Source organism: Halomonas sp. HG01, from assembly GCF_000968715.2.
Lineage (GTDB): Bacteria > Pseudomonadota > Gammaproteobacteria > Pseudomonadales > Halomonadaceae > Halomonas > Halomonas halophila.
On record NZ_CP022134.1, the window covers coordinates 2,385,889 to 2,407,684 of the forward strand.

The window sequence follows — 21,796 nt, forward strand, 5'->3', positions numbered from 1 at the left end:
CGGCGCCTGCACGACAACCCTCATGGGAGAGTTCCGGCAATGATGAGAATCCTGCTGTTCCTGGGCACCAACCTGGCGGTGATCCTGGTGGCCAGCATCACCCTGCGACTGCTCGGCGTGGAGCCCTACCTCACCGCCCAGGGCATCAACTTCAACAGCCTGCTGATCTTCTGCTTCATCTTCGGCATGGCCGGCTCCATGGTGTCGCTGTTCATCTCCAAGTGGATGGCCAAGCGCAGCACCGGCACGGTGATCATCGAGCAGCCCTCCAACAGCACCGAGCAGTGGCTGCTGGACACCGTGGGCGAGCTGGCCCGCGAGGCCGGCATCAAGATGCCGGAAGTGGGCATCTTCCCCGCCGAGCAGTCCAACGCCTTTGCCACCGGCTGGAACAAGGACGACGCCCTGGTGGCGGTCTCCGCCGGCCTGCTCAACCGCATGCGCCCGGAAGAGGTGCGCGCGGTGCTGGCCCACGAGATCGGCCACGTGGCCAACGGCGACATGGTGACCCTGGCGCTGGTTCAGGGCGTGCTGAATACCTTCGTGATGTTCTTCGCCCGCGTGGTGGCCCAGCTGGTCGACAGCTTCCTGCGCAAGGATGACAACGAAGGCCTGGGCTTCTTCGGCTACTTCGCGGTGGTGATCGTCGCCGAGATCGTGTTCGGCCTGATCGCCTCGGCCATCGTCGCCTGGTTCTCGCGCTTCCGCGAGTACCGCGCCGACGCCGCGGGCGCCAGGCTGGCCGGCAGCGGCGCCATGATCAATGCCCTGGGCCGGCTCAAGGCCGAGACCCAGATGGCCGACCAGATGCCGGATACCCTGACCGCGTTCGCCATCACCACCGGCCAGACCCGCAAGCTGATGGAGCGGCTGTTCGCCAGCCACCCGCCCCTCGACGACCGCATTCGTGCACTTAAAGAGGCGGCCTATCGGCAGTAAGCTACAACTCGACAGCGTGAACCGACCGAAGCAAAAGAAAACCCGAAGGCCTTGGCCTTCGGGTTTTCTTGTAGCTCGGCGCTTGTAGCTCGGCGCCTATGCCCTTCTCCTCACACTTCCCTCCTTACCCCTCACCGTGCACCACCCGAAACCCCGCGGCCGCAAGCGGCGCGGCCAGGGCCCCGGCCGCCGGGCGCAGCTCGACGGCCAGGGTCGAGAACTCCCGGCGCAGCGGGTAATTCGCGCGGCAGTCGTCGAAGCCGACCGCCATGCCCTGGCGGCGGCTCTCCCGGTGCAGGGCGTCGTGGTCACGGCGCACGTCATAGACCGCGCGCATGCACAGCCGCAGCGCCTCCTCCAGCGACAGGCCGCCGTCGAGGGTCAGCGAGGCCAGCGGCGGCGCCGGCGACAAGTCCGCCAGGGTCAGCCGCACCGGCAGGCCGAAGCGCTGGGTCAGCGCCTGGTAGATGACGTGGGTGCCGCGCAGCTTGCCGTCGCGGCTGTGGCCGGCGATATGCGGCGTGGCGATCGCCGCCAGGTCGCACAGCGCGGCGTCGATGCCGGGCTCGTGCTCCCAGACATCGAGCAGCGCGGTGATGTCGCCCTGCCCCGAGAGCCGCGAGCGCAGCGCCTGGCCGTCCAGGCAGTCGCCCCGCCCGGCGTTGAGCACGACGGTGCCCGGCGCCAGCTCGGCGATGCGACGAGCGTCGAGCAGGTGACGGGTGGCATGGCGGCCATCGCGCACCAGCGGTGTGTGCAGGCACAGCACGTCGCAGGCATCGATCAGCGCGTCCAGCTCATGGAAGCCATCGTCGCCTTCTGCCTCGGCGCGGGGCGGGTCGCAGGCCAGGCAGGCGATGCCCATGGCCTCCAGTCGCGCGCGCAGTCGGCCGCCGACGTTGCCGACCCCGACGATACCGACCGTGCGCTCGAGCAGCGAGAAGCCCTGACGCTCGGCCAGGGTCGCGAGACTCGTCAGCACGTAGTCGACCACCGCCTCGGCGTTGCAGCCCGGGGCGCTGGCGAAGCCGATGTCGCGCGCGGCCAGCGCCGCCTGGTCGACGTGGTCGGTGCCGATGGTGCAGGTGCCGACGAAGCGCAGCCGGGAGCCGGCCACCAGGGCCTCGTCGACGCGGGTGATGGAGCGCACCACCAGCGCATCGGCGTCGCGCACCGTGTCGGCATCGATCTCGCGGCCGGGCACCCGGACCACCTCGCCCAGCGGCCCGAAACAGGTCTCCGCGGCCGGCACGTTGGCATCGACGACGATTCTCATGGGTCCTTCCTCCCGCTTGACTTGTCCATGGAACACAAGGCCTTACAATACGGGTCATGTTACACGAGCGGCGCGCGTCGCGCCGCCGCCGACCTCGGGAGTCGCCGTGATCGTCCGCTGGGAAACCGACCATGACTATGTGCTGGTACATGTCCATCAGGACATGTTCGGCGACTGGATCTTCAGCCGCGCCTGGGGCCAGATCGGCACCCAGTTCGGCGGACTCAAGCATCGGCTCGCCGACGACCACGGCCAGGCCATGATGTGGCTCGAGGACGAGGCCACCATCCAGGCCTCGCGCGGCTTCCACAAGGTGCTGGAAGCCGACGACCACAGCCCGGAAGGGCGCGATGCGGTGAATCAGCTGTCGCTGCTCGACCAGCTCTGACCCTTCCCTGAACCTCGACTCGCCCCTCAGCGCCTATCCGAGATAGCGACGCCCCCGGCGCCTGACCGCGCCACCCGGCTCCGACGGTGCATCGGCTTCTCCCTGCATCGCCTGCCAGGCGCTGTCGTCCAGCCAGCCCCGCGCAGCCAGCCACTCGGCCAGCCGCGCCGGGGAGACGGCGCCTTCCAGCACCGCCCCTGCCTCGTCCACCAGCACCGGAATGCGCTCACCGAAGCGCGCCAGCAGCGCCTCGTCCTCGCTGATCTCGACCCGCGTCAGGCGAACCTCGACGCCGGCCAGGCGCGAAAGCCCAGCCTCCAGCGTCTCGCACAGGTGGCAGCCGAGCGTGGTGTAGAGCGTCAGATGGATCATGCGGCTCGCACCTCCTCTAGCCCGACTCGCGATGGCGAATCAGGAAGACGTGATGCAGGTCCGGGCGACGATTGAAGTCCGGATCGAAGGTCTTCGCCGAGATATCCTCCACCGCGTAAGCCTCGGACAGCTCGGCGTCGAGCTTGAAGCGGCGCTGGTTGTTGGAGAACACCAGGGTGCCGCCGGGCGCCAGCCGCGCCATGGCCAGGCGTACCAGCCGGCCGTGGTCGCGCTGCACGTCCAGGGTGTCGGCCATCTTCTTCGAGTTCGAGAAGGTCGGCGGGTCCATGAAGATCAGGTCGAAGTGGACGCCGGCGGTCTCGAGCCACTGGAAGCAGTCGTCGCGCACCACGCGGTGGCGCGAGGGGTCGAGGCGGTTCAGGGCGAAGTTGTCGCGGGCCCAGTCGAGGTAGGTGTTCGACAGGTCGACGCTGACGCTGTCCGAGGCGCCGCCGAGGGCCGCCTGCACGGTGGCCGTGGCGGTGTAGCAGAACAGGTTCAGGAAGCGCTTGCCTTGGGCCATCTCACCGAGCATGCGCCGCACCGGGCGGTGATCGAGGAACAGCCCGGTATCGAGGTAGTCGCGCAGGTTCACCCACACCCGGGCCGCCCCTTCCCGGACCTCGAAGCGCTCGCCGCTGGCGGCCTGCTTCTGGTACTGGGCGCGGCCGCTCTGGCGCTCGCGGCGCTTGACCACCACCCGGCTGGCGTCGACCTCCAGCTCCTCCGGAATCACCGCCAGCGCCTCGAACAGGCGTTTCTGGGCCTGACCGGCATCGATCGACTTCGGCGGCGCGTACTCCTGCACGTGCACGTGGTCGCCGTAGACGTCGATGGCCAGGGCATATTCCGGCATGTCGGCGTCATACAGCCGGTAGCAGGTCTCGCCGGAGCGCTTGAGCCACTTCTTCAGCCGCTTGCGGTTCTTGGTCAGGCGATTGGCGAACATCTGCGCGCCCTCGGAGCGCGGCGGCGGAGCGGACGCAGCGGGCTCGCCCTTGCCTGCGTCCTGGGCATCCTCCGGCACGTCCATCAGCAGCAGCTTGGCGTCCAGCGGGCCGTTCTTCAGCGAATACTGCTTGTGGGCACGCAGCCCGGTGCGATGGCCGAGGTCGGGGTTGCCGGTGAACAGCGCCAGGCGCCAGCCCGGGAAGGCCTGGCGCGCCCGCTCGCCGAGATCGGCGTAGAGGCCGACCAGCTCCGGCAGCTCGCCGAGCCGCTCGCCGTAGGGCGGGTTGGTGATCACGAGGCCCTTCGCCTCGGGGTCGAAATCCTCGGGGCGCTTGAGCTCGGTGAGGCTGGCGCCCTTCAGGGTGATCAGCGCCGGAATGCCGGCGCGCATGGCGTTGGCCTTGGCCGACGACAGCGCCGGCGGACTCTGGTCGAAGCCGTGGATCCGGCAGCGACAGCGCTTGCGGCCGATGCTGGCCCGGGCCTCGGCCTCGCGCTTGACCTCCTGCCAGCAGGCCTTCTCATGGCCGGCCCAGCCCTGGAAACCGAAGCGCTCGCGGTTGAGGTTGGGCGCCATGTCGGCGGCCATCATCGCCGCCTCGATCAGCAGGGTGCCGGCGCCGCACAGCGGGTCGACCAGCGGCTGGCCCTCGCGGGCCCGCTCGGGCCAGCCGGCGCGGATCAGCAGCGCGGCGGCCAGGTTCTCCTTGAGCGGCGCGTGGCCCACGTCGCGGCGATAGCCTCGCCGATGCAGGCTGTCACCGGCGAAGTCGATGCCCAAGGTCAGCCGACCGCGATGCAGATGAGCGTAGAGACGCAGATCCGGCTGGCGGGTGTCGACGTTCGGCCGCGGCAGACCGTCGGCCTGCAGGCGATCGACCACGCCGTCCTTGACGGTCTGGGCGCCGAAGCGGGTGTGGCGAATCTCGGTGGAGCGGCCATGGAAGTCCACCGCCAGGGTGGCGCCACGCGGCAGGTGCTCGCCCCAGGCCACGCCGGCCGTGGCCGCGCGCAGCTGGTCGGGGGTCTCGATGCCCTCCTCGCGCACCAGGCACAGCACCACCCGGTTGGCCAGCCGCGACCACAGGCAGGCCCGGTAGGCCGTCTCGAGGTCGGCCTGGAAGTGCACCCCGGCCAGGGTCGTCTTGCCGGGCGTGGCGCCCAGTGCGGCCAGCTCGTCGGACACCAGCAGTTCCAGCCCCTTGGGACAGGTGGCGAGGAAGGCCAGGGAGTCGGTAGCTCGTCGTTCGGTCATGAGAAATCCATCGGGTGGCATCAGGCCCGCCACGCCCGCGTGACGCCTGAATGTACGCTTTGTTACAAATCACCTGTCGACGGCATCGACCAGGTTGCGCTATGAATGAATTGGTAGCTACCAGACAACGCATGCATTCCTGTCATGAGGGCAAGGACCTGTCGGCGCGATTCGCTGACGCGCCATTTTCGACGCCCTCGCTTAACGGGTGCGACGCCTGTGCGTCGTATGCCATCGGTGCCTTTCGCAAGAGGTAGTCCAATGAAACGACAGAAACGTGATCGCTTCCAGCGTGCCTATGTTCACGGGTACAAGGCGGGTGTCTCAGGTCGTTCCCGCGATGACTGTCCGAATCAGGATATCAATCTACGCGAGTACTGGATGAGCGGTTGGCGTGAAGGTCGTGGAGACCAGTGGTCCGGCATGACGGGCATCTCCGGTATTCACAAGAACCCCATGGTGATCTGACCTCCATTCGAGCGGATCGCCGTTCGTTACCCTGACGAACCTCACAAGCCCACGCCTCGCGTGGGCTTTTTAGTGCGCCTCGATCCGCCGGGCTCAGCGACGCCAGCCGCGCAGCGCCCGGGCGCACTCCCCGACCAGCCCCGGCCCGCGATAGATGAAGCCGGAATACAGCTGCACCAGATCCGCGCCCGCCTCGCGCTTGGCCATCGCCGCCTCGCCGCTGTCGATGCCGCCCACGCCGATGATCGGCAGCTCCGGCAGGTGCCGACGCAGCTCGCGAATCACGGTGTTGGAGGCCTCGAACACCGGCCGCCCCGACAGCCCGCCCTGCTCGTCGCCGTGGACGAGTCCTGCCACCGCTTCTCGCGCGATGGTGGTATTGGTGGCGATCACCGCATCGATGCGATTGGCCTCGAGGCTGCGCGCCACAAGGCCCACCTCCTCGGCCTCCATGTCCGGCGCGATCTTGACCGCCAGGGGCACGCGCCGCCCGCTGTCGCGGTCGAGTCGGTCGCCCGCCTCGCGCAGGGTGCCGAGCAGCTCGTCCAGATGCTCGCCGAACTGCAGGTTGCGAAGCCCCGGGGTGTTCGGCGACGAGATGTTCACGGTGATGTAGTGGGCGTGGGCATGCACCTTGTTCAGGCAGTGGAGGTAGTCGTCCACCGCCTGCTCCACCGGCGTGGTCAGGTTCTTGCCGATGTTGATGCCGATCACGCCCTGATAACGGCTGGCCTTCACGTTGGCGATCAGGTGGTCGACGCCGGCGTTGTTGAAGCCCATGCGGTTGATGATGGCGCCGGCCTCGGGCAGGCGGAACAGCCGCGGCTTCGGATTGCCGTCCTGGGGCCTGGGCGTCACGGTGCCGACCTCGACGAAACCGAAGCCGAGCGCGCCCAGGGCGTCCAGATGGTCGGCGTTCTTGTCGAGCCCGGCGGCCAGGCCCACCCGATTGGGGAAACTCAGCCCCATCAGCTCCACCGGATCATCGACGCGCTCGCCCAGGGTCTTCGCCAGGCCGAGGCGGTCGGCCAGGTCCAGCCCCGACAGCGCCAGGCCATGGGCCTTCTCGGCATCGAGACGGAACAGCAGCGAACGGGCGAGGGAATACATGGCGACTCCTGGGACGGCGGCGGAAAATCGGGGCGCGAGTATAGCGCAGCCGCATCGCCACGACGAACTCGGAAACCAACGACCGCCCGGCACTTCTTGTATGATTCACTGACCGGACATCGGAATGTCCGCGACAGAACAGACCGCTGGGGCCATCGCCCCGCCAGGGAGACGCCATGACCGAAACCACCGAGACGCTGGAACACCGCCTGTCGCGCATTCACCTGGCGCTGGAGAAGGAACACCTGGAGTGGGTCGACGACGTGATCGCCGACCTGGAACCTGCCGAGGTCGCCCTGCTGCTGGAGTCGCTGCCGCTCGATGCGCGCATCCGGCTGTGGGAGCGCGTGCCCCAGGAGGTCGACGGCGAGGTACTGCTGCACGTCCACGACGAGGCGCGCAGTACCCTGATCGACGACATGGACCACGCCGAGATCGTCGCCGCTACCGCCGGGCTCGATACCGCCGATCTGGCCGAGCTGTTCGAGGACCTGCCACAGCAGGTCGCCGAGGACATGCTGCGCTCCATGGACGAGCTGCAGCGTGCGCGCCTGCAGGAGACCCTGGCCTTCGAGGAGGACTCCGCCGGGCGCCTGATGCGTACCGACACCATCGCCGTGCGTGGCGACGTCAGCCTGGAGACGGTACAGCGCTTCCTGCGCTGGAAGCAGGAGGTGCCCGACAACACCGACAGCCTGATGGTGGTCGACCGCAACGGCCTGTTCATGGGCATGCTGCCGCTGGCCCGGCTGGTGGCCAGCGATCAGGAGCAGGCCGTGGCCGACCTGATGGACAGCGACGTGGACAGCATCCAGGTGACCATGAAGGCCCAGGACGTCGCCACCCTGTTCCAGACCCACGACCTGGTCTCGGCGCCGGTGGTCGATGCCCGCGGCCTGCTGCTTGGCCGCATCGTGATCGACGACATCGTCGACGTGATTCGAGAGCAGTCCGAGCAGGCGCTGATGAACATGGCCGGCCTCGACGAGGAAGAGGACCTGTTCGCTCCGGTGCTGCCCAGCGCCAAACGCCGTGCCGTTTGGCTCGGCATCAACCTGCTGACCGCCTTCCTGGCCGCCTGGGTGATCGGCCGCTTCGAGGCGGCGCTGGATCAGCTGGTGGCACTGGCCGTGCTGATGCCGATCGTCGCCAGCATGGGCGGCATCGCCGGCAGTCAGACCCTGACGCTGGCGATTCGAGGCCTGGCCCTCGGCCAGATCAGCCGCACCAACAGCAATTGGCTGCTGCGCAAGGAGGTCGGCATCGCGGTGCTCAACGGCGTGCTGTGGGCGCTGGTGGTGGCGGTACTGGCGATCGTCTGGTTCGGCAGCGTCGGCATCGGCATCATCATCGCCGCCGCCCTGGTGATCAACATGCTGGCCGCCGGCGTCGCCGGCATCGTCATCCCGCTGATGCTCAAGCGCTTCGGCATCGACCCGGCCCTGTCCGGCTCGGTGGTGCTGACCACGGTCACCGACGTGGTGGGCTTCATGTCCTTCCTGGGCCTGGCCACGCTGTTCCTGCTCTGATCCGCCGCTCCCCGGCCCAGAACGACGAAATCCCGCCTTCGAGGCGGGATTTCGCGTTCAACAGAGCCGGGCCGGCGGATCAGCCCTCGCTGTTGCTCTCGGCCAGGTCCACCAGCTCGCGGACCGCCACGGCAAACAGCGGGAAGCCACCCTGACTGCCGCTGCCGACCTCCTCGAGCAGGCGGCCCCAGCGCTGGTGCATGCTCTCGTGGAGCGACAGCCAGCGCTCGACGCGCTCGGCGCTCTCGCGCGGCCCGCCTTCCATGCTCAGCACGCTCGAGGTCAGTGCCAGCTGCTGACGCTCGATGTCGTCGCGGAAGGTCTCCCGCGCCTTGACCTCCCAGCCGTCGCTGACCTCTAGGCGAGTGACCTGCTGCAGCAGCCAGGGCAGCTCGAGGCGCGCACCGATCTCGTAGAAGACCTCGGCGACCCGCTGCGGCTTGTCGTCGTTCTGGCGAGCGGCATGAATGATGCCCAGCGCCGCGTAGAGACTGTCGGCCGCGGCGACCGTGGCGGCCAGGGCCTCCGGCACGCCGGCCTCGACCAGCTCCTGACGCCGCGCCTCCCACTGGGCCTTCTCCTCGCCGCGCAGGCGCTTGCCGATGCCTTCCTGCAGCTGAGCCAGGCGCGGACCGAAGTAGTCGATGGCGTCGCGGGTGCTCAGGCTGCTGCGATGACGCAGGAACCAGCGGGTGGAACGACGCAGCATACGCATCAGGTCGAGCATCATCGCGTACTGGACATCCGTCGCGATCTTGTTGTCCAGCGCCTCGAGCTGCTCCCAAAGCTTGGGCAGCTGGAAACTGTCACGGGCGATGACGTAGGCCCGGGCGATGTCGGCACGGCCTGCCCCGGTGGAGTCCATCAGCCGGCGCATGAACACCACGCCCATGTGATCGATGATGTCGTTGGCCAGCTGGGTGGCGACGATCTCGCGCTTCAGGCGGTGGTCGTACATCTCGTCGCGATAGCGCTCGGCCAGCATCGACGGGAAGACGCGCTCCACGTAGCGGATGATGGTCGGGTCGTCGGGCACGTCGGAGGCGATCAGGTCGCCCTTGAGCACGCTCTTGGCATAGGAGATCAGCACCGACAGCTCGGGCAGCGTCATGCCCTGCGCCTGATGTGCCCGCTCCTGAAGCTCCTCGTCGCTGGGCAGGAATTCCAGCTCGCGATCGATCTGACCGGCCGCTTCCAGCTCGCTGATGAAACGGCGGAAGGGGCCGATCCCCTCCCGGGAAAGCCGCTCGGCGAGATCGAGGGCCTGAGTCTGACGATAGTTGTCGAGCAGCACCAGCTCGCTGACTTCGTCGGTCATGTCGGCGAGCAGACGGTTGCGCTGCTTCTCGGTCATGTCGCCGCGGGAGACCACCTCGTCGATGAGGATCTTGATGTTGACCTCATGGTCGGAGCAGTTGACGCCGCCGGCGTTGTCGATGAAGTCGGTGTAGACCCGCACGCCCTTGGCCGCGGCTTCCATGCGTCCTCGCTGGGTCAGGCCGAGGTTGCCGCCCTCGCCCACCACCCGGCAGTTGAGCTCGCGCCCGTCGACGCGCAGGGCGTCGTTGGCCTTGTCACCGACCTGAGCGTGGCTCTCGGCGCTGCCCTTGACGTAGGTGCCGATGCCGCCGTTCCAGATCAGGTCGACCTGGGAGACCAGCATGGCGCGGATCAGCTCGTTGGGTGACAGCCTGTCCTCGCGGATGCCGAAGGCCTTCTTCATCTGCGGCGTGATGGTGATCGACTTGGCGCTGCGCTGGAACACGCCGCCGCCCTCGGAGATCACGCCCTGGTCGTAGTCCTCCCAGCTCGAACGGGGCTGCTCGAACAGGCGCTTGCGCTCGGCGAAGCTGGCCGCGGCGTCCGGGGTCGGGTCGACGAAGATGTGCAGGTGGTTGAAGGCGCCCATCAGCCGGATCTTGTCGGACAGCAGCATGCCGTTGCCGAACACGTCGCCGGCCATGTCGCCGACGCCGACCACGCTGAACTCGTCTTCCTGGGTATTGATGCCCAGCCCGCGGAAGTGGCGCTTGACCGATTCCCAGGCGCCCTTGGCGGTGATGCCCATCTTCTTGTGGTCGTAACCGTGGGCGCCGCCGGAGGCGAAGGCATCGCCCAGCCAGTGACCGTACTCGACGGAGATCTCGTTGGCGATGTCGGAGAAGGTCGCCGTGCCCTTGTCGGCGGCCACCACCAGGTAGGCGTCGTCGTCGTCGTGGCGCACCACGCACTCGGGCGGCACCACCTCGCCGCCGACCAGGTTGTCGGTGACGTCGAGCAGCGCACGGATGAAGATCTGATAGCAGGCGATGCCTTCCTTCTGCACGGTCTCGCGGTCCGCGCCTTCCGGCATGCGCTTGCAGACGAAGCCACCCTTGGCCCCTACCGGCACGATCACCGCGTTCTTGACCTGCTGCGCCTTGACCAGGCCCAGCACCTCGGTGCGGAAGTCCTCCCGACGGTCGGACCAGCGCAGCCCGCCGCGGGCGACCTTGCCGCCACGCAGATGCACGCCCTCGACCCGCGGCGAGCAGACGAAGATCTCGAAGACCGGACGCGGCTTGGGCATGCCGGTGACCCTGGAGGGCTCGAGCTTCAGGGCGATGTAGTCCTTGAAGCCGCCGTCCTCGGTGCGCTGATAGTAATTGGTGCGCAGGGTCGCCTGGATCAGCTCCATGTAGCGACGCAGCATGCGGTCGTCGTTGAGGCTCGGCACCTCCTCGAGCAGCGCCAGGATGCGCGCCTCGCAGTCGGCGATGTCGCCGCCCTCGGGACGATCGGCCGGATCGAAGCGCAGCTCGAACAGGCTGACCAGCTCGCGGGTGATCTCGGGATGGTTCACCAGGGTGGTGGCGATGTAGTTCTGCGACATGCCGAAGCGGATCTGCTTCAGGTAGCGCGCGTAGGCACGCAGCATCGCCACTTCCCGCCAGTCCAGGTTGGCGCCGATGATCAGCCGGTTGAAGGGATCATTGTCGGCCTCGCCGGTCCAGATGCGCTGGAAGGCCTCGATGAACGGCTCGCGCATCTCCTGCAGATTCACCTCCACGCTGGTGTGATGCTCCAGGGTGAAATCATGAATCCAGTAGTCGCGATCGGTGGCACCGACCTCGTAGGGCCGCTCACCGAGCACCCGCAGGCCCAGGTTCTCCATCATCGGCAGCACATCGGAGAGGGGGATCGAGGTGTCGGGATGGAACAGCTTGAGATTGACGCCGCTGCCCTCTTCCTCGATCAGGCGGTACAGCGACAGCGCCAGGGGCGCGCCGTCGTCGAGCTCCCCGAGATGCTGCAGGTCGTAGACTGCGGTGCGAGCGCTGAAGTCGTCGCGGTAGCTGGCCGGGAAGGCGTCGCGGAAGCGGCCCATCAGCTGGTTGGCATGCTCCTCGCCGAAGCCCTCGATGGCGGCGTTGAGCAGGTCGTCGCGCCAGTTGCGCGCCAGCTTGACCAGCTTGTCCTCCAGGCGCCGGATGTCGTAGTCCGCCGGGCCGTCACCGTTGAAGCGCAGGATGAACTGGATGCGCGCCAGCACCGACTCGGAGAGATAAGTGTTGAAGTCGCCGAAGGTGGCGTCGAGTTCCTCGCACAGCAGCTCCTGCAGGCGCAGGCGCAGCTCGGTGGAGAAGACGTCGCGCGGCACGAACACCAGGCAGGAGAAGAACTTGCCGAAGCGGTCCTCGCGGATGAACAGCCTCACCCGGCGCCGCTCACGGATGTCCAGGATGCCCAGCGCGGTCTGCGCCAGCTCGTCGACGTCGATCTGGAACAGGTCGTCGCGGGGATAGACCTCGAGGATCTGCAGCAGCTGCTTGCCGTTGTGGGCCTTGGGATTGAAGCCGGAGATCTCCATCACCGAGCGCAGCTTGCGCCGCAGGATCGGCACGTGGCGCGGCGAATCGTTGTAGACGGTGGCGGTGAACAGCCCCAGGAACCGCCGCTCGCCGACGATGTTGCCCTGCTCGTCGTAGCGGTCGATGGAGATGTAGTCCGGGTAGGTCGGCCGGTGGATGCGCGCATGATGGGCGCTCTTGGCGAACGACAGCAGCTGGGGGACCAGCACGAAGCGGTCGCCCTCGACGCCCAGGTCGGTGCGAATGCGTTCGCGGTAGCGCGGCTGGTCGAGGCGGAACACGCCGAGTTCACTGTCCTCGACCTTGTCCAGGCGCTGCCGGCTGCCGTCTTCGAGAACCTCGTACTCGTCGTAGCCGAAGAAGGTGAAGTTGTCCTCGAGCAACCATTCGAGGAAGGCGATCGCCTCGCGATGATCCTCGGCTTCGACCTGCTCGGGGCAGCCGGTCTCGAGTTCGGCGATGGCCTCGCGGACCTTCTCGCGCATGGGGTCGAAGTCGGCCACGGCGGTGCGCACGTCGCCCAGCACCTCATGCAGGCTGGCCTCGATCTCTTCCAGCTCGGCCACGTCGGAGTGGCGGTCGACCTCGATGGCGATCAGCGATTCGCGGGTCTCAGGAGCGCCGGACGCACCAGGGTCGCTGACGCGGCAAAGGCGATGATCGGCGTCGCGCTCCACCGCCAGCACGGCGTTGTGGATGGCGTGCACGGTCATGCCGCGACGGTTGAGCTCCACGCGCACCGAATCGACGAGGAACGGCATGTCCTCGTGCAGCACGGCGATGAAGGTATGGGTGGACTGCCAACCGTGCTCCTCGAAGTCCGGGTTGAAGACCCGCACCTTGGGGGCGTCGGCATCGAACTGCTGGATGAAGTGCCACACTGAGAGGGTCGCGCCGTAGAGGTCGTCAAGGCGTCGGTCGGCGAGATCCTCCAGAGGCACCGCCGCATAAAAGTGCCGGGCGAAGGCCTCGACCGACGCGGCCTTGTCCTGTTCCAGACGGCTCTGCAGCCGTTCCTCGAGCTGCTTGAGGAGGTCCTGACGGCCCTCCTCGTGTGCGACTTGTAGCATCCATCACCTCGACTGCCAGCGGCCGCCTCGTGCGGCCGGATCATTGGACCGAATCGCCGGGCCCGGCCTCGGCCAAAGCCCCGCATTGCCAACAGCTTACGCTTTCGACACCGATCACCCCAGCCACATGCCGCTTTCCTCACGACCATGTCGGTTGCGCATCGCCCTTGACATTTCGCCCGGCAGCGAGGTCTGTTCTCGCCGCTAGCGGCGTCGCTCCAGCAGGACGCCGCACTCGCAGTGGTGGGTCCAGGGGAACTGGTCGAAGAGCGCGAAGCGCACCACCTCGTGGGTACGGGTGAGGGTCTCCAGGTTGTCGGCAAGCGTATCCGGATTGCATGAAATATAGACGATACGCTCGTAGTCACTGAGTTGACGACAGCTGTCCTCATCGAGCCCGGCCCGCGGCGGGTCGACCAGCACGGTAGAGAAATCGTAGTCGTCGAGGCCGAACTCGGCGACCCGGCGGCCGCCCTTCTCGCCGCGCAGCGCCTGGGAGAACTCCTCGGCCGACATGCGCCCCACCACGGCGTTGTCGACGCCGTTGGCGGCCAGGTTCTCCCGGGCGCTGGCGACCGAGGTGCGCGAGATCTCGGTGGCCAGCACGCGGCGGAAGTTCTCCGCCAGGGCCACGGTGAAGTTGCCATTGCCGCAGTACAGCTCCACCAGGTCGCGTTCGGTGCTGCCGGCGGTGACGTCCCGGGCCCAGGACAGCATCGAACGACAGATCTCGGCGTTGGGCTGGGTGAAGCTGTTCTCCACCTGCTGGTAGACGAGCTCGCGGCCGTCGACGCCGAGCCGCTCCCAGACATGATCGCGGGTCAGCACCAGGCGCTGCTTGCGGGCCCGGCCGATGACCATGATGTCCAGTGCCTGCTCGAGGGCACGGGCCTCGACCTCCCAGGCCTCGTCGAGCTGGCGGTGATAGATCAGCGTCACCAGCGCCTCGCCGGTCAAGGTGGTGAGAAACTCCACCTGGAACAGCCGATGCCGCAGGGTCGGGTTGTCGAGCAGGCGCTCGCGCAGTGCCGGCATCAGCTCATTGATGCGCTGGCCGGCCACCGGGTAGTCGTCCAGACGCACCACGGTCTTCTGCTTCGGGTCCTCGGGATCGACCTCGAACATGGCATAGTAGAGATCGTCGCCCTCGTGCCAGACCCGGAATTCGCAGCGCTGGCGGTAGTGGCTGGCCGGCGAGGCATGCACTTCCAGCTCGGGTGGAGCGAAACGGGCGAACTGGGCGGTCAGTCGGTCGCGCTTGGCCGCGAGCTGCTCGTCATAGCGGTCGGGGTCGACAACGGGAATGGCCACGGCGGCTCCTGAAAGATGGTCGGTCGAAAGTGATGGTCGAATACGGGCGATGAAAGACGGAAAGCGCGGCACCTTGGGCCGGCCGATGCCTCAGGGCAACACGAGAGCGTGTGTCTCGGAAAAACCGAAGCCGGCGAGCCCCCGGGCCAGGGTCGTGTCGGGGCCGGTGACCCAGCCCCGCTCGACGGCCGGGCGGCGCTGGGGCGCGACGATCACCTGGCCGGTGCGCCGGGCGATGGCGTCACCGGAGTCGACCCAGCGCACCGGATGCGGTACCGCGGCCTCGAGCGCCTCGCGTAGCAGCGGGAAGTGGGTGCAACCGAGCACCAGGGTATCGAGATCCGGCAGCTCGGCCAGCGGCGCCAGCACCCGGCGCAGCACCTCGGGGTCCGGCACCTCGCCGGCCACCAGGCGTTCGGCCTCGCCCACCAACGGGTCGGCGGCCAGGCGCGTGACCCGGCAGTCGCCGGCGAAGGCCTCGATCAGCCGCGCGGTATAGGGCCGCGCCACGGTGGCACTGGTGGCGAGAAGACCGATATGGCGGCTCTCGCTGGCCCCGGCGGCGGGCTTGATCGCCGGCACGGTGCCCACCACCGGCACCGACAGCCGCTCGCGCAGGGCATCGAGGGCCAGGGTGCTGGCGGTGTTGCAGGCCACCACGAGGCCACAACACCCACTGGCGGCCACCGCCGCCTCGCACACGGCGAGGATGCGCTCTACCAGCCAGGCGTCCTCGCGCACGCCATAGGGCAGCATGGCGTTGTCGCAGGCGTAGGCCAGGACCACGTCGGGCAGGCGGCGGCGAAGCGCCTCGACCACCGAGAGCCCGCCGACGCCGGAATCGAACACCAGCACCGGGCCCGTCATCGGCGCGCCACCACGCACTCGCCCCCCGGCCGGGACGGCACGAGGGGCAAGATCAGGGTGAAGGTGGTCGAGGCGAACATCGGCATCGCAGGCATTCCGTCGAACGATGCGGCGCATTCTACCTCAGCGGGGCCGGGACTCGAAGCCGTCTCCCGGCGGCGACGCAGGGAATCAGGTCACCGGCTCCGGCGCATCGCGCAGCTCGGCATAGAGCTCGGGGTAGGCCTCCTGCAGGCGCTCGAGTTCGGTGGTCGCGCCCTCGGGCAGAGCCTCGGCAAGCCGCTGGAGGTCATCCTCGGAGAAATGCTCGCGAATCAGCGGGAAGAGCAGCTCGCGCTCGTCGCGCAGGTAGGCCCGATGGGCATCGAGATACGCCTTGAGGTCGTCGGCGAAACGATCCATGGGCACCACGGCATCCATGAGAATCATGTCGAGGTCGCCGGAGAGGCGCTTGAGCTGGGCCTTGAGGGCACGATAGTCCTTGGCCAGCCGCTCGGTCACCGCCTCGGTCTCCGGGGCCAGTTCCTGCAGGCGTTCGGAGCAGACATGCTCCAGCGGCTGGCTGAAGCTGTCCTGGTAATCGAGGATATAATCCACGACTTCCCGCACCAGCTGGAAGTTCGGGCGTTCTCCCTCGGCCAGGGTCTTCTGCTTGAGCTGTAGAACGTGCAACATGCGGGCCATGTTGGCATGATCCTGGCGCAGTTGGTTCAGCATGGGCATTGCGGCAGCCTCCTCAATATCGGTCATGGACGGAAGGCACTGGTGTTAGACGCGCCTTCGCCCTCCGGGTTCCTGGCCAATGGCACCGGCCGTCAGGGTTCGCCCACCTCGTTCGGGATCTGGCGATGCCGGGAGCCAATGCCCGACATCGCGTATCCAACATAGCAGCCGTCAGCGAAGGAGTCAGAAATGGACCTGTTCCAGCAGGCCAGCAGCGAGGAGAGCGCCCCCCTGGCCTGGCGCATGCGCCCCCGTCGGCTGGCCGATTACGTGGGCCAGCCGGCGCTGGTCGGCCCCGGCAAGCCGCTGCGCCGCATGGCCGAGGGCGGCCCGGTGCGGTCGATGATCCTGTGGGGCCCGCCGGGCACCGGCAAGACCACCCTGGCCGAGATCCTGGCCGAGGAGTCCGGCGCCCACCTCGAGCGGCTCTCGGCGGTAATGGCCGGGGTCAAGGACATCCGCGCGGCGGTGGACCGCGCCCGAGCCGCCCAGGGTCAGGACCGCCCCACCCTGCTGTTCCTCGACGAGATCCACCGGCTCAACAAGAGCCAGCAGGACGCCCTGCTGCCCCACGTGGAGTCCGGCCTGCTGACGCTGATCGGCGCCACCACCGAGAACCCCTCGTTCGAGGTCAACTCGGCGCTGCTGTCCCGGGCCCGGGTGCACGTGCTGAAGTCGCTCTCCGACGACGACGTGACCGAGGTGCTCCGCCGCGCACTGGTCGACGCCGACCGCGGGCTGGGCGCCCGACACATCACCGTGGACGACGAGGTGCTCGCGCTGCTGGCCCGGGCCGCCGCTGGCGACGCCCGCCGCGCCCTGGGCCTGCTGGAGACCGCCTGCGACTTCACGGTGCAGGAAGGCGACGGCGAGCGCCTGCCCCGCGAGGCACTGGAGGACGTGATCGGCCACCAGGCCAGCGCCTTCGACAAGCAGGGCGATCACTACTATGACCTGCTGTCGGCGATCCACAAGTCGATCCGCTCCTCGCGCCAGGACGCCGCCCTGCTCTACATCGCGCGATTCATCCAGGGCGGCGGCGACCCGCTGGACGTGATCCGCCGGCTGACCGCCATCGCCTCGGAAGACGTCGGCAACGCCGACCCCAAGGCGCTGCCGCTGACCATGGCGGCCTGGGACGCCTACCTGCGGCTCGGCGACTACGAGGGCCAGCGCGCCATCGCCCACGCCGCCGTCCATCTGGCGGTGGCGCCCAAGAGCAACGCCGTCGACCAGGCCTGGAACCGCGCCAAGGCGTTCGCCGCCGCCCAGCCGCGCCTCGAGGTGCCCACCTACCTGCGCAACGCGCCCACCAAGCTGATGGAATCGCTGGGCCACGGCGACGGCTATCGCTACGCCCATAACGAGCCCAACGGCTACCCCGCCGGCAGCGCCCACGACTGCTGGCCGGACGACGTGCCCTTCGAACGCTTCTACCAGCCCACCGCCAACGGCCAGGAGAAGCGCTACGGCCAGATGCTGGAGTGGCGGGCCGAGCTCGACGCCCAGGCAGATCGCGGGGAATAGCGGCAAGTCGACCGCCGAAAATCACTCAAGGCAACAGAAAACCCCGAAGGCTGAACCTTCGGGGTTTTCTTTTAGCGCGGCGCTTGGCGGCGCCTAGCGCGATTCGCGGATCACGTCGGTGCCTTCCGGCAGCTCCATGTCGAAGCGCGAGTCTTCCACCGACACGTTCTGCTCGACGTCGTCGAACTCGATGGCGGTGCGCTGGCCGGTGCTGTCGGTCATCTGCAGGAAGCCGAGCCGTTCGCCGTAGAAGGTCAGCTTGAGCTCCTCGAACAGGGTGTCGGGGCTCTTCGGCACCAGCTCGAAGGTCTCGGCGGCGCCCTGCTGGCTGCTGGAGACCTCGTAGCTGTCGGTCAGCTGGTCGGCGCTGCCGGACAGCAGCAGGGCCGGCGTGTGGGTCACGCGGTCGTCCAGCGGCTGGACGGTGGCCTGCTGGAGGTCGGGGTCGTAGAGCGTGACCTCGTCGCCGTCGGAGACCACGACCTGCTCATAGGGGGCGTTCACCTCCCAGCGGAAGCGGCCCGGACGCGACAGCCACATGCGACCGCTGGCCTCCTGCAGCCGCTGGCCGGAGCCGTCGAGGATCTGCTGATCGAAGTCGGCGACGTAGGTGTCCAGCGGCTCGAGCATGCGCGCCAGCCGCTCGGCGCCTTCGTTGGCCATGGCGGTCAGCGGAGTCAGGGCCACCAGGGCCAGCGCGGCGAGGGATCGTTTCATGGTCATCTCCTGTTTCCCTGAAGGTCGAGGGCATCCTGCCCGGTAAGACTGCACAGGCCGCGGCGGGTTGCGCTCCCGCCGCGGCTTGCATGGTGGTTGCACGATCGGCGGGCTCAATCGCCCGCCGGGGGCGGCGCCAGCACCTCGCGGGCGCCATTGGTACCCATGGTCGAGACCACACCGGCGCCCTCCATCGCCTCGACCAGGCGCGCCGCCCGGTTGTAGCCGATCTTGAAGCGCCGCTGGACCGCCGAGATCGAGGCCCGACGGCTCTCGGTGACGAAGGCCACCGCCTCGTCGTAGAGAGCATCCTGCTCGGCATCGTCATCGCCACCGCCGCCCTCGGCCTCGAGGCCGGCCAGCGCATCGGCGGACACGCCGCCGGAGAGGATCTCGTCGATGTACTCCGGCTCGCCGCGGCGCTTCCAGTCCTCGACCACCCGGTGCACCTCATCGTCGTCGACGAAGGCACCGTGCACGCGGGTCGGCATGCCGGACCCGGCAGGCAGGTAGAGCATGTCGCCGTGGCCCAGCAGGTTCTCGGCGCCGCCCTGGTCGAGGATGGTGCGCGAGTCGACCCGCGAGGAGACCTGGAACGCCATGCGGGTGGGGATGTTGGCCTTGATCAGGCCGGTCACCACGTCCACCGAGGGCCGCTGGGTGGCCAGAATCAGGTGGATGCCGGCGGCGCGGGCCTTCTGGGCCAGGCGCGCGATCAGCTCCTCGACCTTCTTGCCGACGATCATGAACATGTCGGCGAACTCGTCGATCACCACCACGATGTAGGGCAGCTTCTCGAGCACCGGCGGCGCCTGGTGCATCTCCCAGGGCTGCGGCTCCCACAGCGGGTCGGCGACCTGGGCCCCGGCGCGCTCGGCCTCGTCGAGCTTGGCGTTGAAGCCGGCGATGTTGCGCACGCCCATGGCGGCCATCAGCTTGTAGCGCCGCTCCATCTCGGCCACGCACCAGCGCAGGGCGTTGGCGGCCTCCTTCATGTCGGTGACCACCGGCGCCAGCAGGTGCGGGATGCCGTCGTAGACCGACAGTTCCAGCATCTTCGGGTCCACCATGATCATGCGGACCTCTTCCGGCTTGGCCTTGAGCAGCATGGAGATCAGCATGGCGTTGACCCCCACCGACTTGCCCGAGCCGGTGGTGCCGGCCACCAGCAGGTGCGGCATCTTGCCGAGGTTGGCGACCACGGCGCCGCCGCCGATGTCCTGGCCCAGCGCCATGGTCAGCGCCGAGGCCTCCTGCTGATAGCGGTCGGAGTCGATCACCTCGCGCAGGCGGATCATGGCGCGGTTGGGGTTGGGGATCTCGATGCCCACCGTGGGCCGGCCCGGGATCACCTCCACCACGCGCACGCTCTTGACCATCAGTGAGCGTGCCAGGTCCTTGGCCAGGTTGCTGATCTTGGAGACCTTCACCCCGGCCGCCGGCTTGATCTCGAAGCGCGTGATCACCGGCCCCGGCCAGGTATCGACCACCTCGGCCTTGACCCCGTACTCGCGCAGCCGCACCTCCAGCAGCTCGGCCATCTCGGCCAGCTGCTCGTCGGTGTAGTTGGGCTCGTGATCCTGGGGCGGCGTCAGCAGCCGCAGGCTCGGCAGCTCGCCCTCGGGCTCGGCGAACGCCTCCATCTCGGAACCCTGATTCTGCAGGTGCTCCACGGTCCAGAGCGTCGGGCCGTCAGGCTCGTCGGCGGCCTGACGCGCCTGCTCGGCGGTCGCCACCGGGCCGGAAGACGCTTCCTGACGCGGCGGCTCGGCCGGTCGGGAGGCGTGGGGCGACGCGAACGAGGCCGCCGTGGCGGGCAGCTCATCGTCGTCGTCATCCGGCAGCACCGGGTCGGGAATCACCTCCGGCACCCGGCGCGGCTCGGCGCTGCCCTGAGCCGGCCGTTCGGGCTCGGCGGCCGGCGTACTCGGCGCTTCCCGCTCGACCCGCTGCGGTGCGGCATCGGACTCGGGGGCACGAGGCTCGGCCGGCTGATTCGGAGCGGGCTCGCGCTCGTCGGGCGACTCGTCTGTCGTCTCCGGGGCAGGCTCGGGCGTCGCTGCCGCGTCGTCGCGGGCCGCGGCGTCCACCGACCAGGGCGCCTCGGGTTCGGTCGGCTCCGCTGCCTGCGGCGCGGCGTCGGGCTCCGGCTCCTGCGGTGTCGGCGCCTGATCGGCCGGCTCGCTGACGGGCCGGACCGGCTCGACCGCCGGCTCGCGATATGCCTCCTGAACCGGCTCGGCGGCGTGCGCGCGAGGCGACTCCTCCTGCGGCTCGGCAGCCGGCGAAGGCGGCTCATGCGCGACAGACTCGGCGGGCGCCGCCTCGGGCGACTCGGACGCGGCCGGCGCGACGAATGCCTCGGCGCGGGGCGCCGGCTCCGCGGGTTCGGTCGACCGCGCGGGCTCGGCCGCGTCGGCCGGCTCGGTGGCCCGCAGCGGCATGGCGGCGGCAGGCTCGTCATCGGCCGACGGCGCTCGGCGCTCGGCGGACAGCGACAGGCTCGGCTCCTGGGCGGTATAGGCCGCCCCGGGCTGCTTCGCCGAGGGCGTGCGCTCGGCCACTTCCCAGGGAATCTCGGTGTTGCCGTCGTCGCCGAAACCGGGCTCGCGGCGGCCGTGCTCGGCGGCCAGGGCCGGGGCAGGCTCGCGACGACCCGGCAGCCAGCGGCGCCACCAAGGCGCGCGGGACGCCTCGGCGTCCTGCTCGGCGTCCTGCTCGGCATCCGCGGCGGGCTCCGGTTCGGGCTCAGGCGCTCGCTCGGCGGCATCGGCCTCGTCGTCACGGCCGAAGGCAAAGCGCTCGGTGACCCAACCCCACAGCGAGGTGGCACGGCGCCCCAGCTCGTCCATGATGGTCAGCCAGGACCAGCCGCTGAACAGCGGTACGCCGCAGAGGATGGCGACCAGCGCCAGCAGCGCCGTGCCGCCCCCGCCGACCAGCGGCAGCAGCGCGCCGACAAGCCCCTCGCCGAGGATACCGCCGGCCCCGTAGGGCAGCAGGCTCTCCGGATCGTAGAAATGCAGCGCGCCCAGCGTGGTGGAGCCGAGCAGCAGCAGCATCAGCCCCCCGCAGCGCACGGCCAGCGCCGTGGCGTCCCATTCCAGGCGCACCTGCCCGGCGCGGATCAGCCACCAGGCGGCGAAGCCCAGCATCCCGGGCCACCACAGGGCACTGACCCCGAACAGCGAATAGAGCACGTCGGCCAGCCAGGCGCCGATGCGCCCCATCCAGTTGGCGACCTCGGTCTCGGGGCCGCTGCGCGACCAGCCGGGATCGTCGGGACGAAAGCTGTACAGCGCCAGCAGCAGGAACACGCAGCCCGCCAGCAGCAGGATCACCACGCCTTCCCGCATCGATCCCTGCAGCCGCAGGCCGAAGCGTCTGGCCGTTTCCCTGGCCGTCGCCGCGCGTTCGCGCGTCGACGTGGTTGTCTTCTTGG

15 protein-coding genes are annotated in these 21,796 nt (G+C 68.8%); 5 read left to right on the forward strand and 10 right to left on the reverse strand.

Translation table 11 applies throughout. The features are described from left to right. The first annotated feature begins 39 nt into the window (after positions 1-39). Entirely contained in the window at positions 40-939 is a 900-nt protein-coding gene (gene htpX / locus UN84_RS11315) for a protease HtpX (RefSeq protein WP_046080087.1), read from the forward strand. Positions 940-1,063: 124 nt separating this feature from the next. On the opposite strand, the gene pdxB is transcribed toward htpX, so the two are convergent. Next, a complete protein-coding gene (pdxB, locus tag UN84_RS11320) occupies positions 1,064-2,215 on the reverse strand; it encodes a 4-phosphoerythronate dehydrogenase PdxB (RefSeq protein ID WP_046080086.1) in 1,152 nt (383 codons plus the stop codon). A 106-nt stretch (positions 2,216-2,321) separates the two neighbouring features. On the opposite strand from pdxB, the gene UN84_RS11325 reads away from it, so the two are divergent. Continuing rightward, positions 2,322-2,603, forward strand: coding sequence for a hypothetical protein (locus tag UN84_RS11325; RefSeq protein WP_046080085.1), 282 nt, complete (start codon positions 2,322-2,324; stop codon positions 2,601-2,603). A 33-nt stretch (positions 2,604-2,636) separates the two neighbouring features. Here the strand turns inward: UN84_RS11325 and UN84_RS11330 are convergent, their stop codons facing one another. Beyond that, positions 2,637-2,975 (reverse strand): glutaredoxin family protein, encoded by a 339-nt coding sequence (locus UN84_RS11330; RefSeq protein WP_046080084.1) that lies wholly within the window; start codon positions 2,973-2,975, stop codon positions 2,637-2,639. A gap of 16 nt (positions 2,976-2,991) precedes the next feature. Beyond that, positions 2,992-5,181 (reverse strand): bifunctional 23S rRNA (guanine(2069)-N(7))-methyltransferase RlmK/23S rRNA (guanine(2445)-N(2))-methyltransferase RlmL, encoded by a 2,190-nt coding sequence (gene rlmKL, locus UN84_RS11335; RefSeq protein ID WP_046080083.1) that lies wholly within the window; start codon positions 5,179-5,181, stop codon positions 2,992-2,994. Positions 5,182-5,442: 261 nt separating this feature from the next. On the opposite strand from rlmKL, the gene rmf reads away from it, so the two are divergent. Further along, entirely contained in the window at positions 5,443-5,649 is a 207-nt protein-coding gene (gene rmf, locus UN84_RS11340) for a ribosome modulation factor (protein WP_081945816.1), read from the forward strand. A gap of 93 nt (positions 5,650-5,742) precedes the next feature. On the opposite strand, the gene UN84_RS11345 is transcribed toward rmf, so the two are convergent. Next, positions 5,743-6,759, reverse strand: a complete 1,017-nt coding sequence (locus tag UN84_RS11345; protein WP_046080082.1) for a quinone-dependent dihydroorotate dehydrogenase — start codon at positions 6,757-6,759, stop codon at positions 5,743-5,745. Between the two features lie 176 nt (positions 6,760-6,935). Between UN84_RS11345 and mgtE the strand changes: the two genes are divergently transcribed. Then, entirely contained in the window at positions 6,936-8,288 is a 1,353-nt protein-coding gene (mgtE, locus tag UN84_RS11350) for a magnesium transporter (RefSeq protein WP_046080081.1), read from the forward strand. Positions 8,289-8,367: 79 nt separating this feature from the next. Here the strand turns inward: mgtE and UN84_RS11355 are convergent, their stop codons facing one another. From UN84_RS11355 to UN84_RS11370, 4 genes are all read right to left on the reverse strand, one after another. Next, positions 8,368-13,209, reverse strand: a complete 4,842-nt coding sequence (locus UN84_RS11355) for an NAD-glutamate dehydrogenase (RefSeq protein ID WP_046080080.1) — start codon at positions 13,207-13,209, stop codon at positions 8,368-8,370. 204 nt (positions 13,210-13,413) lie between these two features. After that, positions 13,414-14,520 carry a tRNA (uridine(54)-C5)-methyltransferase TrmA gene (gene trmA / locus UN84_RS11360; RefSeq protein ID WP_046080079.1) on the reverse strand — a complete coding sequence of 369 codons (1,107 nt, stop codon included), beginning with the start codon at positions 14,518-14,520 and terminating at the stop codon, positions 13,414-13,416. A gap of 90 nt (positions 14,521-14,610) precedes the next feature. Next, on the reverse strand, positions 14,611-15,387 hold the full coding sequence (gene murI / locus UN84_RS11365) for a glutamate racemase (RefSeq protein ID WP_107180851.1): 777 nt from the start codon (positions 15,385-15,387) through the stop codon (positions 14,611-14,613). A gap of 171 nt (positions 15,388-15,558) precedes the next feature. After that, the gene (locus UN84_RS11370) at positions 15,559-16,104 is read right to left on the reverse strand and encodes a hemerythrin domain-containing protein (protein WP_035595313.1); all 546 of its coding nucleotides are present in this window, start codon (positions 16,102-16,104) and stop codon (positions 15,559-15,561) included. A gap of 195 nt (positions 16,105-16,299) precedes the next feature. Here UN84_RS11370 and UN84_RS11375 point away from each other — a divergent pair, with 195 nt between their 5' ends. Further along, positions 16,300-17,637 carry a replication-associated recombination protein A gene (locus tag UN84_RS11375; RefSeq protein ID WP_046080077.1) on the forward strand — a complete coding sequence of 446 codons (1,338 nt, stop codon included), beginning with the start codon at positions 16,300-16,302 and terminating at the stop codon, positions 17,635-17,637. Positions 17,638-17,730: 93 nt separating this feature from the next. Here the strand turns inward: UN84_RS11375 and lolA are convergent, their stop codons facing one another. Together lolA and UN84_RS11385 are read right to left on the reverse strand one after the other, a co-directional pair. Next, positions 17,731-18,360 (reverse strand): outer membrane lipoprotein chaperone LolA, encoded by a 630-nt coding sequence (gene lolA, locus UN84_RS11380; protein WP_046080076.1) that lies wholly within the window; start codon positions 18,358-18,360, stop codon positions 17,731-17,733. Between the two features lie 107 nt (positions 18,361-18,467). Then, entirely contained in the window at positions 18,468-21,710 is a 3,243-nt protein-coding gene (locus UN84_RS11385) for a DNA translocase FtsK 4TM domain-containing protein (RefSeq protein WP_442908412.1), read from the reverse strand. Positions 21,711-21,796: the final 86 nt, after the last annotated feature.

What these genes read in the sequence shown, in the direction of transcription:
- htpX (WP_046080087.1), top strand. Translation starts at nt 40, where the DNA reads ATGATGAGAATCCTGCTGTTCCTGGGCACCAACCTGGCGGTGATCCTG.
- pdxB (WP_046080086.1), bottom strand. Translation starts at nt 2,215, where the DNA reads ATGAGAATCGTCGTCGATGCCAACGTGCCGGCCGCGGAGACCTGTTTC.
- UN84_RS11330 (WP_046080084.1), bottom strand. Translation starts at nt 2,975, where the DNA reads ATGATCCATCTGACGCTCTACACCACGCTCGGCTGCCACCTGTGCGAG.
- rlmKL (WP_046080083.1), bottom strand. Translation starts at nt 5,181, where the DNA reads ATGACCGAACGACGAGCTACCGACTCCCTGGCCTTCCTCGCCACCTGT.
- rmf (WP_081945816.1), top strand. Translation starts at nt 5,443, where the DNA reads ATGAAACGACAGAAACGTGATCGCTTCCAGCGTGCCTATGTTCACGGG.
- UN84_RS11345 (WP_046080082.1), bottom strand. Translation starts at nt 6,759, where the DNA reads ATGTATTCCCTCGCCCGTTCGCTGCTGTTCCGTCTCGATGCCGAGAAG.
- mgtE (WP_046080081.1), top strand. Translation starts at nt 6,936, where the DNA reads ATGACCGAAACCACCGAGACGCTGGAACACCGCCTGTCGCGCATTCAC.
- UN84_RS11355 (WP_046080080.1), bottom strand. Translation starts at nt 13,209, where the DNA reads ATGCTACAAGTCGCACACGAGGAGGGCCGTCAGGACCTCCTCAAGCAG.
- murI (WP_107180851.1), bottom strand. Translation starts at nt 15,387, where the DNA reads ATGACGGGCCCGGTGCTGGTGTTCGATTCCGGCGTCGGCGGGCTCTCG.
- UN84_RS11370 (WP_035595313.1), bottom strand. Translation starts at nt 16,104, where the DNA reads ATGCTGAACCAACTGCGCCAGGATCATGCCAACATGGCCCGCATGTTG.
- UN84_RS11375 (WP_046080077.1), top strand. Translation starts at nt 16,300, where the DNA reads ATGGACCTGTTCCAGCAGGCCAGCAGCGAGGAGAGCGCCCCCCTGGCC.
- lolA (WP_046080076.1), bottom strand. Translation starts at nt 18,360, where the DNA reads ATGACCATGAAACGATCCCTCGCCGCGCTGGCCCTGGTGGCCCTGACT.
- UN84_RS11385 (WP_442908412.1), bottom strand. Translation starts at nt 21,710, where the DNA reads ATGCGGGAAGGCGTGGTGATCCTGCTGCTGGCGGGCTGCGTGTTCCTG.